The organism is uncultured Porticoccus sp. (genome assembly GCF_963975625.1).
In the GTDB taxonomy this organism is placed as follows: Bacteria; Pseudomonadota; Gammaproteobacteria; order Pseudomonadales; family Porticoccaceae; genus Porticoccus.
In genome coordinates, this window is record NZ_CAXBHS010000001.1 from 309,382 (window position 1) to 325,874 (window position 16,493).

Consider the following 16,493-nt stretch of genomic DNA (forward strand, 5'->3'; position numbering starts at 1 on the left):
CCAACCCATGTGGTAGATTCCATGACTGATACACCCAAAAACACCACCGACCAAGCAGAAGAAAACAGGTTGATCACCGAGCGTCGCGCCAAGCTGGCTGTTATCCGGTCCGAAGCCGAGGCCGTCGGTGGCAACCCGTTTCCCAATGATTTTCGTCCCGCAAATCAGGCGGCATCGCTACAGGCCGACTATGGTGAAGAGTCCAAGGAAGCCCTTGAGTCCCGCCATTACCAGGTCAGTGTGGCCGGGCGTGTCATCCGCAATCGCGGTGCCTTTATGGTGTTGCAGGATGCCTCGGGAACCATTCAGCTTTATGTCACCAAGGAGGCGCGCAGTTTTGCCAAGCGTCTCGATCTGGGGGATATCGTCGGGGTCGCCGGTGCACTGCACAAGTCGGGCAAGGGCGATCTTTACGTCAATATGGAGCAATTCCAGTTGCTGACGAAGGCGTTGCGGCCGCTGCCTGACAAGTACCATGGTCTCGCCGACCAGGAGCTGCGCTATCGCCAGCGCTATGTGGATCTGATCGTCAACCCGGAGATTCGCGAACTGTTCCGCATCCGCTCGAGTGTGATTGATTTTATTCGTCGCTATCTCAACAACCGGGCGTTTATGGAGGTGGAAACCCCCATGCTGCAGGTGATTCCCGGCGGTGCTACGGCTAAGCCGTTTGTCACACACCACAATGCGCTCGACATCGATATGTATCTACGGGTCGCCCCCGAATTATATCTTAAGCGGCTGGTGGTCGGCGGTTTTGAGCGGGTTTATGAGATCAATCGCAACTTCCGTAACGAGGGGCTCTCGACCCGTCACAACCCCGAATTCACGATGCTGGAATTCTATCAGGCCTATGCGGATTATCACGATCTCATGGATCTGACCGAAGATATGCTGCGCAGTCTGGCTGTCGAGGTGCTCGGTAGTCCCGAAGTTGTCAGCACGGTTAAAAACGCCGAGGGCGAGGTGTTGCAGGAAACCCGTTACGACTTTGCCAAGCCTTTCCGTCGCCTGTCGGTATTCGATGCCATTCTCCACTTCAATCCGGATGTCAGTGCAGCGGCACTCTCCGACCCGGAAGGCGCCAGGGAACTCGCTGAGCATCTCGATATTCCCCTCAAGGACAATTGGGGGCTGGGCAAGGTACAGATCGAAATTTTCGAAAAAACTGTCGAGCACCGCCTCGATCAGCCGACCTTTATCACCGAGTATCCCACTGAGGTGTCGCCACTGGCCCGTCGCAGTGACCGGAATCCTTTTGTCACCGAGCGTTTTGAGTTTTTCGTCGGAGGTCGTGAGATCGCCAATGGCTTTTCCGAGCTGAACGATGCAGAGGACCAGGCGGCGCGTTTTCGTGCCCAAGTGGCAGAAAAAGAGGCTGGGGATGACGAGGCAATGCATTATGATGCAGATTATATTCGTGCACTCGAGTACGGTCTGCCACCCACTGCTGGTGAAGGAATCGGTATTGATCGTCTGGTGATGCTGCTCACGGACTCGCCTTCGATCAGGGATGTGTTACTGTTCCCTCATATGCGCCCTGAGTAGTTTTCTCGGGTTCCTTGCGCCGCCCTTGCCAGGGTACGACCCCCACGAGATGTTGCCTGCGGGGGTGAGCGTGAATGACACTTTGAATAAACCGCTATGATATCAATAGTCGGAAGTGTTTTGAGTGCGATCAATAATTCCGTGACATCCGTTTTTCAAAATGGGTGTATGTTCAAGGAGATCAACGGGTTATGGCGGGGAAGTCAGGCTATCAAGAAAAGCTGGACTGGTGCGATAAAATCAATCGCGCCCCGCAGCGTGCTGCGGCCCTTGCAGAGGCGCAGTGGCAGTCAGTGATCATCGGTATTCTGATGCTGACCGGCGGGCTGGTGATGACGGCCCTGTCGCTCTGGGATATCTATGCGGACCTGGGTCCGGTATGGACAAATCTGGTTACCCTGGCAGCCGGATTGATCATCACCTTCTTCTATATTCTGTTGCTCAACAAGGGCGGCACCAGTGCTCGACTGACCGTCGTCATACTCCGGTTGACCCTGATTATCATGGTCTTTTTACATTTCTTCTGGTTGTTGGTCGAAGATGTGGAATGGTCCGGACTGCTTTGGTGCCTGGTGATGTTGCCGCTGTTTTTTCATCTGCTTGGCTACCAGCGGGGTTTAATTCTGGTATTGCTGCTAATCAGTGGCACCACATGGCTGCTGTTCTGGCCATCCGCTTTCTATTCATCTCCCCATTCGACAGAGATTCTGTTTCGGTTCTGGGCTGCTTACCTAATCCTGGCCTGGATTTCCTTTTCAGTGGAGTATATCCGTCACCAGACCCGACAACGATTGCAGGCTACCTGGCGTGAACTTGATATACAGGCCTGTACGGATGAATTGACCGGCCTGGCCAATCGACGCGGTTTGCGGGAGTATCTGGGCAAGCAGGAGCAACGCAGTACCCAGGGAGAGGGTAGTTATGCCGTGATTCTTGGCGATATGGACGACTTCAAGCAGATTAATGACCGCTACGGCCATGATGTTGGGGATCGGGTGTTGTCGACCGTGGGTAAACTTATCAGCAGTTTGGTCCGGGAAGATGATCTCGCCGCTCGCTGGGGGGGTGAGGAGTTTTTGTTATTGCTCGCAGATACCGATGCTGAGGGTGCGAAAGTGCTGGCTGAGAAAGTTAGAGACTGTGTGGCCACCAGTAAAATTCTGGTGGATGGCGAGTCGATTGACCTTAGCATGAGCTTAGGGGTTGCTGCCCAGCAACAGGATGCTCCTTTATCGGCTTCGCTGAAATCTGCCGATGCTGCCATGTATGAGGCCAAGCGTCGGGGTAAAAACAGTGTGGTCATGACGAACCAGTTACCATCGAGCATGGGAAATGGAACCCATCAGGATTCACCGGTGGCGATCACTGATCCGGTGAATACCTGAGACGGCAGTAGAGGGTAGGGGGCTTCAGAGCGCATTGATGGTGGTGCACTGCTGTGAGAGTTTATCCAGCGTAGCCTCCATGTCGGCCATTCTTTCCCGCTCTTTGGCAACGACCTCGGCCGGTGCTTTGCCGACGAAGTTTTCATTGCCAAGTTTATTCTGTACTTTTTCCAGCTCTCTCTGCAGTTTGTCAATTTCCTTGTTTAGTCTCGCGAGTTCCGCATCCTTGTCGATCAGCCCTGCCATAGGAACCAGAATTTCCATATTGCCCACCAGTGCCGTGGCCGACATGGGTGCCTCATCACCTGGCTCCAGCCAGGTGATGGCTTCGAGATTCGCCAGTTTGGCGAGAAACTGGCGGTTGTCGTTCAACTTGCGCAAGTCATCGGCAGAACCATTGTTGAAATAAATGGGCAGATGTTTTGCCGGTGTGATATTCATTTCACCGCGGATGTTGCGGATACCGATGATTACCCTCTTCAGCCATTCAATATCTGCGATGGCGGTTTCGTCGATGCGACTGTCGTCGGCCTCGGGATAGGGCTGCAGCATGATGGTGTCGCCCTTGGCACCGGCAAGCACCTTGATTTGCTGCCAGATTTCTTCGGTGATGAAAGGCATCAGCGGGTGGGCCAGCCGCAAGGTGGCCTCCAGCACCCTCACCAAAGTGCGACGGGTGCCCTTTTTAAGGGCTGGAGCGGCGTCGTCGTCCCACAATACCGGCTTGGACAGTTCCAGATACCAGTCGCAGTACTCGTTCCAGAAAAATTCGTAGATAGCCTGTGATGCCAGATCGAGCCGGTAATGGTCGATAGCCTCTGTAACGGCCTTCTCGGCCTGTTGCAGGCGACCGATGATCCAGCGATCCGCCAGGCTCAGTTGATAGTCAGTGCTGTTGTCCTGACCGCAGTCCTGATCCTCGGTATTCATCAGTACATAGCGGGCGGCATTCCACATTTTATTGCAGAAATTGCGGAATCCTTCAATCCGGCCCACATCGAAATTGATATCCCGGCCGGTGGAGGCCAGCGAGTAGTAGGTGTAGCGCAGAGCGTCTGTGCCATAGGGGGCAATCCCGTCCGGGAATTCTTTGCGGGTCTGTTTTTCGATCTTGGAGGCGTCTTTCGGGCGCATCAGTCCGGCCGTGCGCTTCTTCACCAGCGATTCAAGGTCGATACCGTCGATCAGATCGATAGGGTCGAGCACGTTGCCCTTGGACTTGGACATTTTCTGGCCATGGCTGTCGCGCACCAGGCCGTGCACATAGACCGTGTGAAACGGTACTTCCTTCATGAAGTACAGGGTCATCATGATCATTCTGGCCACCCAGAAGAAGATGATATCGAAACCGGTGACCAGCACGCTGCTGGGGTGGAAAGTCCTCAGGAGCTCGGCGATATTCGGGTCGTTATCAGCATTGGGCCATCCCAGGGTGCCAAAGGTCCACAGTCCGGAGGAGAACCAGGTGTCCAGCACGTCCTCGTCCTGTTTCAGGACAGTCTCGCCGAGGTTGTGGCGTTCGCGCACGTCTTCCTCGCTGCGGCCCACGTAAACATTGCCCTGATCGTCATACCAGGCGGGAATGCGGTGGCCCCACCACAATTGCCGGGAAATACACCAGTCCTGAATATCGCGCATCCAGGAGAAGTACATGTTTTCGTACTGTTTGGGCACGAACTGGATACTGCCGTCTTCCACGGCACTGATAGCCTTTTCTGCCAATGGTGCAGCTTTTACGTACCACTGGTCGGTGAGGTAGGGCTCGATCACCACCCCGGAGCGGTCGCCCCGGGGTACTTTTAGTTTGTGGTCGTCGACCTTTTCCAGTAGCCCGAGAGCCTCCAGGTCAGCGATGATACGATGGCGGGCCTCAAAGCGGTCGAGGCCGCGATAGGCTTCCGGCACCTGGTCGTTGAGCTGGGCATCGTGGTTAAAGATGTTGATTATTGGCAGGTCGTGGCGTTGGCCGACTGCGTAGTCGTTGAAGTCGTGGGCTGGGGTGATTTTGACACAGCCAGTGCCGAATTCGCGTTCTACGTAGTCGTCGGCAATAATCGGGATTTCGCGATCCGCCAGGGGCAGGGTGACGGTTTTTCCGAGGAGATGGGTATAGCGTTCATCGTCGGGATTCACTGCCACGGCAGTGTCACCCAGCATGGTTTCCGGACGGGTAGTGGCGACAATCAGAAAGCCACTGCCGTCGGTCAGCGGGTATTTGAAGTGCCAGAGGTGACCGTTTTCCTCTTCGGCAATCACTTCCAGGTCGGAGATGGCAGTGTGCAGTGCCGGGTCCCAGTTCACCAGCCGCTTGCCGCGGTAGATCAGGCCGTCCTCATAGAGACGAATGAACACTTCCTGAACGGCTTTGTAGAAGCCGTCGTCCATGGTGAAACGTTCCCGGGACCAATCCGGCGATGCGCCCAGGCGGCGGAGCTGTCGGGTGATGTTGCCGCCGGACTGGGCTTTCCACTCCCAGACTTTTTCGATGAATTTTTCGCGACCCAGGTCGTGCCGGGAGACACCTTCGGCTTCCAGTAGACGCTCCACGACCATTTGGGTCGCAATGCCTGCGTGATCGGTCCCCACTTGCCAGAGCGTGTTGTTGCCCAGCATGCGATGATAGCGAATCAGGGCATCCATGATGGCTTCCTGAAAGCCGTGGCCCATATGTAGGCTACCTGTGACATTCGGTGGCGGAATCATGATGCAGTAGGGATCTGCCTGGGGGGCTGAGCCGGGTTTGAAATAACCCTGCTGCTCCCAAGTCTGGTACCACTTGGATTCAATATCTTGGGGACTGTAGGTCTTTTCCATGCGCTCTCGTAGGGGTTTTTGGCAGAACATGACACCCCATGGCGGATATTGCGGGGCAAATAAACGTAAAGGCGGGGATTATAAAGGGCCAGCTAGCCTGCGTCGACGTGGTTTTCGTCACCTTCCCGGGAATCGGAACTGAGTGTCAGGCGCAGTTTTTCCCGTAGCCGGCGCTCCAGGACGGGCAGGTATTCTGCAATCAGTTCATCCAGCAAATCCTCCAGCTCCACGCTGGCTGCTGCCGGGGTCGAATGCCTCGGTTGGTCGGCAGGTTCGGCCGGTGATGTCAGCGGGGTTTGGGGGCTTTGAAAAGTAGTCGGGTGGCTGGCCGCTTGAGGTGGATTTTGTTCACTTTCTAGTAATGGTTCAGTGAGAATCGGGATGTCCAGCTCGAATGGGTCGTCGAGGTCGTCGAGAGCCTCATCCAGCATGGGAATGTTCTGCTGAACCTCGGGACTGTCGTGGAGGGTGTAACGCAGTTGATCGAGTTCCTCGATCAACGTCTTGCGCGGGTCTTTGGGCTCATGATTCATGGCGCCTACCTCTGGCTGCCAGCAAGGTGATCCGCATTTCTGGTGATCAACACTATTTTTTGTTGCTCAGGTCGTGAAAGTTTAGTGGATAGCCGCGGTGTTTATAAAAGCTGAAACGCTCACGTTTCAACTCTATTATCCGCTGATCATCGTAGACGATCTCAATGGCTTTCTCAAAGCGCGAAAACCATCCCGGTGTCTCTTGCGACAGGTTGATCAGCAATCCGTGGTGCTCACCGGGGTCATCATCGTGATTGATGGCGATGGCTGAGACCGGTTTTGACTCTATGGCGTGAGGCAGAAAGGCGGTCGGCCGGAACGACCAGAGTAAGTCGTCGAGTTGCCGGGAAACATCCTCGTCACCTGTGTGAAGCAATACCTGTAGGTCCTGCTGAAAAGCTTTTTCCGTCAACTGGCAGGCCAGCATCAGCGATTCATGGAAACCGCCATTGATCTTGTAAAAATTGATACTGGTCATTGGCTGACCTGTTCAGCCAGAAATTCCACCAACAGGGGAACGGGGCGACCGGTAGCACCCTTGTTGGTGCCGCTATTCCAGGCTGTACCGGCGATATCTAGATGCGCCCAGCGATAATTTTTGGTAAACCGTCCCAGAAAACAGGCCGCCGTGATGGTGCCCGCCTCCCGCCCACCAATATTCGCCATATCGGCAAAATTGCTTTTCAGCTGTTTGTCGTATTCATTCCACAGGGGGAGTCGCCAAACCCGGTCACCGCTGGTCTGGCCGGCGTTTTCCAGTGCCTGTGCCAGAGAGTCATCATTGCTCAGTAGGCCGCTGGCATGACTGCCCAGTGCCATGACGCAGGCGCCGGTCAGTGTCGCAATATCAATCACGAAGGAGGGTTTGTAGCGCCCGGCGTACGTGAGCGCATCGCAGAGAATCAGGCGGCCCTCGGCATCGGTATTGAGCACCTCAATGGTTTGTCCGGACATGCTGGTAACCACATCACCCGGCCTGGTGGCGCTGCCACTGGGCATATTTTCGACTGCCGGGATGATGCCTGTGACGTTTAAGGGGAGCTTGTACTCGGCAATTGCCGACAGCGTGCCAAGAACGCTGGCGGCACCGCACATATCGTATTTCATTTCATCCATGCCGGCTCCCGGTTTGAGGCTGATGCCACCGGAATCGAAAGTTACCCCCTTGCCCACCAGTACAATCGGTTTGCCGCGGGTTTTGTCCCCCTTGTATTCCAGCACAATCATTTTCGCTGGTTGCTGAGTGCCTGCAGTCACCGATAACAGCGAACCCATGCCGAGTGCTTCCATCTGTTTTTCGCTGAGGACCTTGCAGTCAAGGTTGGGATATTGCCCCGCCAGCTCCCTGGCGTGACTGGAAAGGTAACTGGGCGTGCAGATGTTGCCGGGCAAGTCACCCAGTTCCCGGCTGCGGTTGACACCGTTGGCGATGGCACTGCCGAGGAGCAGAGCCTGTTTCACCGGGCCTATTCCCTGTCTGGATGGGCATGCCAGGGACACCTTGCCCAGGGTCGCAGGCTTCTTTTCCCTGGACTTGAACGGGTTGAACAGATAGGCCGCTTCCCCCAGTTTGCGCGCCAGCTGCTGAGCCAGCCAGGGGCGCTCGCGACCGGTTATGGCGATACCTTCGAGTGAGATGGAAGCAGATTTGATCGGCAACTTGGTCAATTGGCCGGCCAGAGCGGACAAGGCGTTGAGGCAGGTTTGCTCATTGAGTACTTCTTTGCCAGCACTGAAGATGAGCAGGCGTTCAGCCGCCAGGCCCTTGGGCTCATTGATCAGCTGCATGGCGCCATCGGCATATTTGATGTCGCCTTTTTTGATCAGTCGCGCTATCAATCCCTCCATAGCCTGGTCAATCTGTTGGAGGTCAGGGCAGTCGAGCCCCTTCGGGCCATAGGCAACCACAAGACACTCGGTTTTGCGGGTGGTGAGCTGACCGACAAAGGTATTAAATTCCATGATATCTCCATTGATGGGTAGGGAGTGCGAGACAATAGCAGTGTAATTCTGGATAATTGGATGAACAACTCCAATGCTAGTCCGCCGAGCATAACAGGAACCCACACTTGCTGATATTTCGCTACATTGCCAAGGATCTACTGATTTCTACATTTGCTGTCAGTGGGGTTTTGTTGATCCTGGTTGCCAGTGGCCGGTTTGTGAAGTATTTGGCCAGAGCGGCAGCAGGTGAAATGGATGCCGGCGTGCTGCTGGCCATTATCGGTTACCGCCTGCCGGGCTTCCTCGAATTGATTCTGCCGCTGGCTTTCTTTCTTGGCATATTGCTCAGTTACGGTCGGCTTTATGTGCAGAGCGAAATGACGGTGATGAGAGCCTGTGGTATGAGTGTGCGCAGGTTAGTGGTTTACACCATGATTCCGGCAGTGTTCGTCGCGGCTATTGTTGCCTGGCTGAGTCTGGATGTCAGTCCCTCCGGGATGCAAAAAGCCGAAGCCCTGTTGCTTGCCCAAAAGGAGCGCGGCGAGCTGGACGGCTTGATAGCAGGGCACTTTCATCCCCTGCAGGGTGGTCGGGGTGTCACCTACACCGAAGAGGTGACCAAGCAGAAAGAAATGCAGGACGTATTTCTGGCGGAAAACAATCCCGACGCCGTCGAGGGTAAACAGCTGGTATTGGTGGTTGCGCCCACCGGGCACGTCCGTGTGAGCCCGGACCCGAAAGAGGCAAATTTTCTGGTGCTTGAGGACGGCTACAGAATTGAGGGTGTGCCGGGCAATGCCGATTATCAAATCACCCGGTTTGAGGAATATGGTCAGCGGTTGAGCAAGCCTGAAGAATCGAGGAGCAGGGACAAGGTGGATACGCTGGCAACTGGTGCTTTGATGAGTTCGACGCTTCCGTCCCACGTTGCCACTCTTCACTGGCGCCTGTCTGTGCCGGTGCTGGTTCTGGTGGTGGCATTGCTGGCGATTCCTCTCAGTAAGACAGATCCCCGCCAGGGGCGATTTGCCAAGACCCTGCCGGCAGTCGTCCTATACATGATTTACCTGGTCTCCCTAAGCGGTGCCAGAGGATTGGTGGAGGACGGCAACACTGCGGCACTCGTGCTGATGTGGGGAATCCATATCCTGTTTCTGGGTATTGCTGTGCTGTTGTTTAACTGGTCTGTCGTGGGCGCCCTGTTTACGCGACTTTCGGGTGCTGCCAGAAAACCGGCGGGAATACGGTCATGAAATTAAATGCAGGCTATCAGTCGATGAGGCGTCTGTCCTCTTATGTTATGGCATCGGTATTGTCGGCAATTGCCATGGTTCTGTTGGTTATCGTGACGCTGGATGCGGTGGGCGCTGTTATCGATGGGGTGGACGATATTGGTAACAAATACACTTTTTTTCAGGTGGTTATCTATGTTGCGTTGACCTTGCCAGCGCGGATTTACGAGCATATTCCGATGGCATCCCTGATTGGCTGCCTGGTTGGTCTCGGTGTGTTGGCCAATAATTCTGAATTGGTGGTGATGCGATCGGCCGGGGTTTCCCTGTTGCGTATTGTCTGGTTTGTGAGCCGGCCGATCCTGATGCTGATTTTTTTGGGCGCACTGCTGGGTGAATTTGTGGTTCCCTACACGGACCAATATGCCGAGAGCCGGCGGATGGTCCTGAAAGGAGGGGAGAGTTCTCAGGAGACCAATATTGGTATCTGGAACAAGGAAGGTAATGAATACATGCATTTCAATGCTGTGTATCCCGGCGGTGTTTTGTTCGGGGTGACCCGCTATGAGTTTGATGATCAGCACCGGCTCCAGAGAGCGAGTTTTTCCGAACGGGCGACTTACCAGGGTGACCATTGGCTGGAAGAGCGGGGAGTCATCACCCGCTTTCTGGATGACGAAGTGGAAACCGGTGAATTCACCACACGTCTCTGGGACAGCAAATTGTCACCTGAGCTGCTCTATCTGATTATCCTTCCGCCGGAGTCACTGGCCATTCGGAGTCTTTACGATTACACCGAGTATCTGGAAGGGCAGGGCCAGGATGCGTCGAAATATCAATTGGAGTTCTGGCGCAAGGCGCTACAGCCGTTGACAATAGTCAGCCTGGTGCTGATTGCCATTTCCTTTGTGTTTGGTCCACTCCGGCAAGTGACGATGGGCTACCGGATTTTTGCCGGGGTTCTGGTAGGGCTGGTGTTTAGCACTGCCCAGGATCTGCTGGGACCCGCGAGTGTGGTCTTCGGTTTCCCCCCGCTATTGGCGGTAGTCATCCCGACACTGGTGTGTGCTGCTATCGGGTTGATCCTGCTGCGCAGGGCAGCCTGATCCCCTATTGTTAGGGCTTCCCCAACGTCAGTTGGTGACCGGGTTTTTTTTGCTCCGTTTCGGTGGTTTCGGTAATACAACCGTTCGTGTATGGCTCCATTTATCATGCAGGCAGTCGCCGTTACGGCTCACCAGGCACCATAGATAACCAATGCCGAACACGGCAAAGGACAGTGGTGCTAACAGCGTACGTATCCAGCAGGCTTGCCAGGAGGGGGTATCCCCATTTTGAGCGATGAGCTGAATTCGCCAGGATTTCATGCCTAGGGTTTGGCCTGAACGACGCCAGCACCATACAAAAAACAGCCCACAAAAAAACCACCATCCCAGCATGATCAATAATTGCAATGAGCTGTGTGGCGCCTGCATGGTGTCGTCACCAAACAACCTGCGCAACAGCAACAGTACAACACCGTAGGCGAAACTGATGCCCAGCAGCAAAAAACTGTCATAAAGCATTGCCATCAGGCGCCTTGCCAGATTTGCGGAGGGGAGCGTGGTGAGTGTGGGAGAGGTCAAGGAGCACTTCACTTATGTCAGTTAGGGTGTTGGCGAGTTTATGATCACCACTTCAGGTTGCTAATCATTAATGCTCAGCGGCCGCATTCTAGCAAAACAGCATCAACTCGACATCGATAACTGAGATCAATTTCTTCCACTCACCTGATCAGAGAGGGCTCCATAATCCATCTCACTCCGCACGCGATCGCCGTCGTTGGTATCGGGTTGTGATTTGGAGCAAAAAAAGGCTGCCGGTGAGGGCAGCCTGTCAATAAGGCCTATGGGATTGGCCTTGGGCACTAGTTGCTCTTGCGAGCAAGGGGGTAAGACAAATATTAAGCGCCAGTAGTGGGGCTATCCGCTTTCGGTGTTGTGGTCGGTGCTGGTGTTGTCTCAGCACTGGCGGGCTTGCTGGCTGCGGGAGCCGGTTTAGCTGCTACCGGCTTGGCGGCCGCTTTTTTAGCGGGTGCCTTTTTGGCTGCAGGCTTTGCCGCTGGCATAGCCGTTGCTGTTGACTTGGCCGTTAGCTTGTTGACGGTGCGAATCAGTTCGTCCACTTTGGTATTCAGCTCGGCCAGCTTGTCGTCGTTGTTGTAGAACGAAGGCATGGATGGCATTGTCGGCATCACCATTTTGGACGAGACTTTTTCACGAATTTCGTCGATTCTGGAGCTGACATTCATATTGATGCCGTCTTTGCGTAGGTCTTTGCCCCGCTTCTTGATCTTTTCACCCTTGGCTTTCAGTTTGTCGCCTGCTTCCTTGAATCTGTCGCCGGTTTTGTCCAGTCTGGATTTGGCGTCTGACTCAATTTTTGTGCCACGGGCAACCAAGTCGTCAAAATAGCGACGGGTCTGATCGCTCATTTTTTCATAGCCGTCATGAATGTTGTTGAGGCCGTGACCATAGGCGCCGAGTCCGGCCAGCCAGATCTTGCGTGCCAGTTCTTCAGTTTTGTCGATAGTGTTTTTAAGTTCTGCCATAGTAATATCTCCGGTAGCAGTTGAATTCGTGTGTTTACGCTTAATTTCATGCCACATTAGTGATAATTTTTAGAAAACGCATACTAAAAACCAGGTTTTTACGAAATAGTGGAATTTATTTTGCAACGCAGTCGGAATGCTGATGAAAAGACGTGATCATATTCTGTTGGTGAGCCTGGATCTGTTTAATCGCGAGGGCGAAACCAACCTCACTGCAGTGGATATTGCCAATGAGCTGGAAATCAGCCCCGGCAACCTCTATTACCATTTCAAGGGAAAGGAGGAGCTGGTTACGGAGCTCTATGAGCAGTTTGAAGCCGGTATCGAAACTTTGCTACAGGACTCTCGCAGCGCGGATGCCAGTCTGGAGGAGCACTGGCTCTACCTGTATGTGATGCTGGAACATATCTTCAACTACCGCTTTTTTTTCCGTAACACCACAGACCTGTTGCACAAGTATGGCGGTATAGATAAGCGGTTCGGGAAGTTGGTGGAAAAGCAGTATCAGTGGATACACCAGTTGTTGGATAGCCTGCTGGAGGAAGGGTTACTGGCGGATAGAACGATGATTGCTAGCCGTATAGATCAGCTGGCTGACAACATCATGCTGATCTTCACGCACTGGTTTCAATTTCAGAACCTTCGCAAAAAATCACTAGACCAGCACCAGTTCATTCAGGGCGCCATTTTGCAGATTATGGCACTATTGGCACCTTATCTGGGTGAACAGCAATTGCAGTTTATGGAAACCTGCACGGAGCTTTCTCTCCGCGAGAAGCAGTGTCAGTAATACAGCATTTGGCCAGGTCCGGACAAATAACAAGGTTTAGCAAAACAACAAAAAAGAGAGAGGTAGATGAGTCATATTCAGTTGGAACGCAATCACACCATGGAGAAAGCACAGGTTCGCACCATGACGGAAGAGCTGGGACAAAAACTGAAAGCCAAGCACGGTGGTGATTATTGCTGGGAGGGCGATACGGTTCATTACAAACACAGCGGTATTGATGCCAAAGTGAGCTTTGATGACAAAACCGTCAGAGTGGATGTAACGCTCGGCCTGTTGATGAGCGCCTTTAAAGGAATGATCGAGTCAGAAGTCACTAAATATCTGGATGAAAAGTTTGCCTGAGTACTCCGCGCATTTATTTCAGGTCGGGGGCTAGTTCTGCGTCGCACCGACACTGACCAGATATTCAGTGACCTGTGTATTGTCGCCGTAGTGGGCCCACTTTAGCGGCGTTTCAGCTCCCCGGCAGGTAGCGTTGATCAGGGCGCCGTTGTTCACCATGTATTTGACCATGTCGACCGTCCCGTCCTGCGACAGGTAGTGCAACGCTGTGCAGCCGTCACTGTCACCCTGGTTGATATCGACGCCCTGATCCACCAGGTATTTCACAACGTCGATTTGCTCCGTCAACGCTCCGTAGAGAATTGCCTGGTTAATCTGGCTTTGCCGAGCCTGTCCGCTGTCCACGAAGGCTTGGAGGGCTTTCAGGTTGCCGAGGCGCGCCGCCATCTTTAAAGCGCCACTGTTTTCGCCTGCCGCAAAGGTCCCGCCGTTTGCCAGAAGCAGGGCTGCCAGATCGTAGTTATCCTGGTAGGCCGCGAAAAACAACGAATCATTGCCCGGTTTTGCCCCATGGGTAATCAATAAAGCCGCCATTCGAACAGTGTTTTTCTTGATCGTCTGATTCAGGGAGCTGGCCAGTTCACCGGCTGGAAAGACCTGGTCAGCTCCGTAACGGGACAACATCACATAAAGCCCGTAGTTGCCGCTGGTGCTTGCGTGTTTCAGCGCGTCTCGGAAATCAACATCGCTGATTTCTGCGAAAAAGCCTGCATCCTCGAACAGATAAGCTCCGTCATGGTTCCGTCTGGTGGTTGCCTGTTTCAGGCCGGCCAGAGTAACCGGGATATTCCGGCTGGCCAGCTCTTCTCTGGCGGCCGTTTCCGCTGCTGAATTTGCGGTCTGTTGTGAACAGCCAGAAAAAACTGTGGCCAATAAGGCGGCTATTAGAACTCGTAACAGATTCATCGGGTTCTCCGTCTCAGGAGCGAAAAAAGGATAAGTTAACACTGCCAACACAGACCGGACAGCAGCGAGTTCCAGCGTTAAATACTGTCTTCAAACTAAACGGGTTCTTTGCCTGTATTGCGGATAACGACAGTGCCGGCCAGCTTGTCATGCCAGCCCTGTTTGCGCTGGTCTACGCCCACCCAAATAAACCCAAGGCATAGTGGAACAGCGGATAAAATATACGCAAAGTATCTGCCGATAGCCTGGCCGGTACGCATTTTTCCACCGGTGGATGCATCGACGATTTGTAATTTCATGGCCATTTTGCCGGGCGTGCCGAGATAATGTAGCCAGAACCATATTGTTGCGACAAATGGCACAACATAGCCAAGCATAACGTCCCAGAATCCGTATATGAGCTTATCCCCTATCCAATACTCTTCACCGTAAATAAGGCTTAATGGCACATATAAAACAATCGCCATGATCACTAAATCAATGAGCAGTGCGCCAAATCTAATCCAGAAACCTGCGTATTCCTTATTTTCCATAAAGCAAAAACTCCTTAATGTGATTTAGTGGTTAACGGTTTTATATCACGTAAATACATTGTGCGACATTCAATACTGGATTCGCTTTTATAGGGCTTTGACAAGAAGTTTTGGTATGTCTGGCTTCTTTCGGGAAATTCTGCCTGGTTCTTCTTATTCTTGCCGTATCAGCCCGTTTCGCCCTTGCGCATTGCCTCTGCTGTATGCTCTGCCAGACTGATCCCGGCTTGATTCATCGTCAAATAGGTGTAGTTTGCACCCGCCTCGCGGATCTGCTCCTGATGCGAGTCATGCAGGGCGTGCGAGACGATAGGCCCGGTGAAACCGCGCTGGCGCAGGGACCGGGCGGCGATCAGCTTGGCCTCAAGATCGTCCATAGCCAGGATTGCCGCCTTGATCTGTCCAAAATGGCAACTGCGCCAGAAATTGCTGTCTTCTGCATCGGCGAACATCACGTTGCGTCCCGCCTCTTGGTGCGCTTTAGCGGTGTAGGTGTCAGCATCAAGGCCCAGTGGCTTGAATCCATCTTGTTCGATCTGGTGGTAAGCGGCGCTACCGGTCCGGCCCATGCCAAAAATCAGTACATCGGCGTCGCCCATTTCCTTTGGTTGCTCGTCAGGGTGGATGGTGTCGCGTTCATACCGACGCAGGTTGGCTTCGTACTGTTCGTACAGCGGATGTGCGAAGCGATTGAGCGGCGCCGATATCACGAAAGAAATTGATACGGCAATGGCCAGTGGCACGAGGTATTCGGGCAGAACACCCGCCGCTACGATCAACCCGAACTCGGAATATGCGGTCAGACTAAGCGCAGTCAGAAAGGCGCTGCGTGCGCGCAGCTTGAACGCCACCATCAGCGCGAAGAACAGCGCCCCCTTGAGCGAAAGCGCGATACCAACGGCCACGGCAAAGACCATCGTGTCCCAATCCGGTAGACCGGTCAGTCCGATTTGCAGGAAAAACCCGACAAGGAAAATTTCCTTGAGCGACCAGAGCGATTCGCCCAATTCCTTTGCGCGGCTGTGGGTGGACAGCAGCACCCCCATCACCAGCGCGCCGATTTCCGATGAAAGGCCCATCGCCTCAAACCCCATGCCGCCGATCACCAGCGACAGCATCATGCCCATCAGCACCAGGAGCTCATCATGGCCTGCGAAATCCAGCAACTGATGCAGTACCGGGCGAAGTAGCGGCAAAGTAAAAACCAGTAGCGCCCAGATATTCGGTGTCTGGCCCGACCAGACCGCCAGCACCACCAGCGCGATAATGTCTTGCACGATCAGGATGCCGATGGCGGTGCGACCGTGAAAGGCGCCCAGCTCGCGCTTGGTTTCCAGCAGTTTTGCGGCCAGCACGGTTGACGAGAACGACAGTGCGATCGCCAGCAAAAGTGCGCTGTTCCAGTCCAGTCCCATGAATAGTTTCAACCCCGGCAGGAAGACAGCGGTGGAAATCGCGAAATGCAACAGTGCCCCGCCCACTACCTGCGGCTGCGCGATCTGTTCCAGCTTGAGCTTGAGCCCGACAGTGAAAAGCAGCATCAGAACGCCCAGATGCGCCACATGGTGCAGCGTTTCCCCGGTGTACGCGGGCAGGCCAAGCGGCGGCCCGAAGATATTGATGGCAAACCCCGCTGCCAGAAAGCCAACCAGGGGCGGCAAGCCAATCTGACGGACGGCCAGACCGAAAAAGAAGGCGAAACTGATGGTGATAACTTCAAACACTGCGCGGTCTCCGTTTCAATGACTTGATTTCGATGTCAACCTTACTGTGAAACACCGCATAGCGATTCTTTATCATTCGGGGCCGCGCAATGCTGAAGCTGTGCGGCACAAACGAGTGCCTTGTCAGCCCAAAAAGGGTCGAGAAAAATCGT

15 protein-coding genes are annotated in these 16,493 nt (G+C 54.0%); 6 read left to right on the forward strand and 9 right to left on the reverse strand.

Going from position 1 to position 16,493, the window contains the following annotated elements; genetic code table 11:
- The first annotated feature begins 21 nt into the window (after window positions 1–21).
- Window positions 22–1,548, forward strand: coding sequence for a lysine--tRNA ligase (lysS, locus tag AACZ64_RS01445; RefSeq protein ID WP_293613615.1), 1,527 nt, complete (start codon window positions 22–24; stop codon window positions 1,546–1,548).
- 191 nt (window positions 1,549–1,739) lie between these two features.
- Window positions 1,740–2,933, forward strand: coding sequence for a GGDEF domain-containing protein (locus AACZ64_RS01450; RefSeq protein ID WP_293613616.1), 1,194 nt, complete (start codon window positions 1,740–1,742; stop codon window positions 2,931–2,933).
- Between the two features lie 24 nt (window positions 2,934–2,957).
- On the opposite strand, the gene AACZ64_RS01455 is transcribed toward AACZ64_RS01450, so the two are convergent.
- The 4 genes from AACZ64_RS01455 to AACZ64_RS01470 form a co-directional block, all read right to left on the reverse strand.
- A complete protein-coding gene (locus AACZ64_RS01455; protein WP_293613617.1) occupies window positions 2,958–5,747 on the reverse strand; it encodes a valine--tRNA ligase in 2,790 nt (929 codons plus the stop codon).
- Between the two features lie 92 nt (window positions 5,748–5,839).
- Window positions 5,840–6,280 (reverse strand): hypothetical protein, encoded by a 441-nt coding sequence (locus AACZ64_RS01460; RefSeq protein ID WP_339639622.1) that lies wholly within the window; start codon window positions 6,278–6,280, stop codon window positions 5,840–5,842.
- A gap of 52 nt (window positions 6,281–6,332) precedes the next feature.
- Window positions 6,333–6,758, reverse strand: a complete 426-nt coding sequence (locus AACZ64_RS01465) for a DNA polymerase III subunit chi (RefSeq protein ID WP_339639623.1) — start codon at window positions 6,756–6,758, stop codon at window positions 6,333–6,335.
- Window positions 6,755–8,242: a leucyl aminopeptidase gene (locus tag AACZ64_RS01470; RefSeq protein ID WP_339639624.1), complete on the reverse strand. Its 1,488-nt coding sequence runs from the start codon at window positions 8,240–8,242 to the stop codon at window positions 6,755–6,757. Before AACZ64_RS01470 ends, AACZ64_RS01465 begins: the two co-directional genes overlap by 4 nt.
- Window positions 8,243–8,349: 107 nt before the next feature.
- Between AACZ64_RS01470 and lptF the strand changes: the two genes are divergently transcribed.
- Both lptF and lptG read left to right on the forward strand, forming a co-directional pair.
- Window positions 8,350–9,477 carry an LPS export ABC transporter permease LptF gene (gene lptF / locus AACZ64_RS01475; protein ID WP_339639625.1) on the forward strand — a complete coding sequence of 376 codons (1,128 nt, stop codon included), beginning with the start codon at window positions 8,350–8,352 and terminating at the stop codon, window positions 9,475–9,477.
- On the forward strand, window positions 9,474–10,562 hold the full coding sequence (gene lptG / locus AACZ64_RS01480; protein WP_293613622.1) for an LPS export ABC transporter permease LptG: 1,089 nt from the start codon (window positions 9,474–9,476) through the stop codon (window positions 10,560–10,562). The genes lptF and lptG overlap by 4 nt, the downstream gene beginning before the upstream one ends.
- Before the next feature lie 27 nt (window positions 10,563–10,589).
- Here lptG and AACZ64_RS01485 read toward each other — a convergent pair whose 3' ends face one another.
- Together AACZ64_RS01485 and AACZ64_RS01490 are read right to left on the reverse strand one after the other, a co-directional pair.
- Complete coding sequence (locus tag AACZ64_RS01485; RefSeq protein ID WP_293613623.1) at window positions 10,590–11,093, reverse strand: RDD family protein; 504 nt, start codon at window positions 11,091–11,093, stop codon at window positions 10,590–10,592.
- 305 nt (window positions 11,094–11,398) lie between these two features.
- Complete coding sequence (locus AACZ64_RS01490) at window positions 11,399–12,046, reverse strand: phasin family protein (protein WP_293613624.1); 648 nt, start codon at window positions 12,044–12,046, stop codon at window positions 11,399–11,401.
- A 142-nt stretch (window positions 12,047–12,188) separates the two neighbouring features.
- Between AACZ64_RS01490 and AACZ64_RS01495 the strand changes: the two genes are divergently transcribed.
- Together AACZ64_RS01495 and AACZ64_RS01500 are read left to right on the forward strand one after the other, a co-directional pair.
- Entirely contained in the window at window positions 12,189–12,836 is a 648-nt protein-coding gene (locus tag AACZ64_RS01495) for a TetR/AcrR family transcriptional regulator (protein WP_293613625.1), read from the forward strand.
- Window positions 12,837–12,902: 66 nt separating this feature from the next.
- Window positions 12,903–13,178, forward strand: a complete 276-nt coding sequence (locus tag AACZ64_RS01500; RefSeq protein WP_293613626.1) for a polyhydroxyalkanoic acid system family protein — start codon at window positions 12,903–12,905, stop codon at window positions 13,176–13,178.
- Window positions 13,179–13,208: 30 nt separating this feature from the next.
- On the opposite strand, the gene AACZ64_RS01505 is transcribed toward AACZ64_RS01500, so the two are convergent.
- The 3 genes from AACZ64_RS01505 to AACZ64_RS01515 all read right to left on the reverse strand — a co-directional run bounded on the left by AACZ64_RS01505 (window position 13,209) and on the right by AACZ64_RS01515 (window position 16,341).
- The gene (locus AACZ64_RS01505) at window positions 13,209–14,084 is read right to left on the reverse strand and encodes an ankyrin repeat domain-containing protein (protein ID WP_293613627.1); all 876 of its coding nucleotides are present in this window, start codon (window positions 14,082–14,084) and stop codon (window positions 13,209–13,211) included.
- 95 nt (window positions 14,085–14,179) lie between these two features.
- A complete protein-coding gene (locus AACZ64_RS01510) occupies window positions 14,180–14,617 on the reverse strand; it encodes an RDD family protein (RefSeq protein WP_293613628.1) in 438 nt (145 codons plus the stop codon).
- A gap of 167 nt (window positions 14,618–14,784) precedes the next feature.
- A complete protein-coding gene (locus AACZ64_RS01515) occupies window positions 14,785–16,341 on the reverse strand; it encodes a cation:proton antiporter family protein (RefSeq protein WP_293613629.1) in 1,557 nt (518 codons plus the stop codon).
- Window positions 16,342–16,493 lie beyond the last annotated feature (152 nt).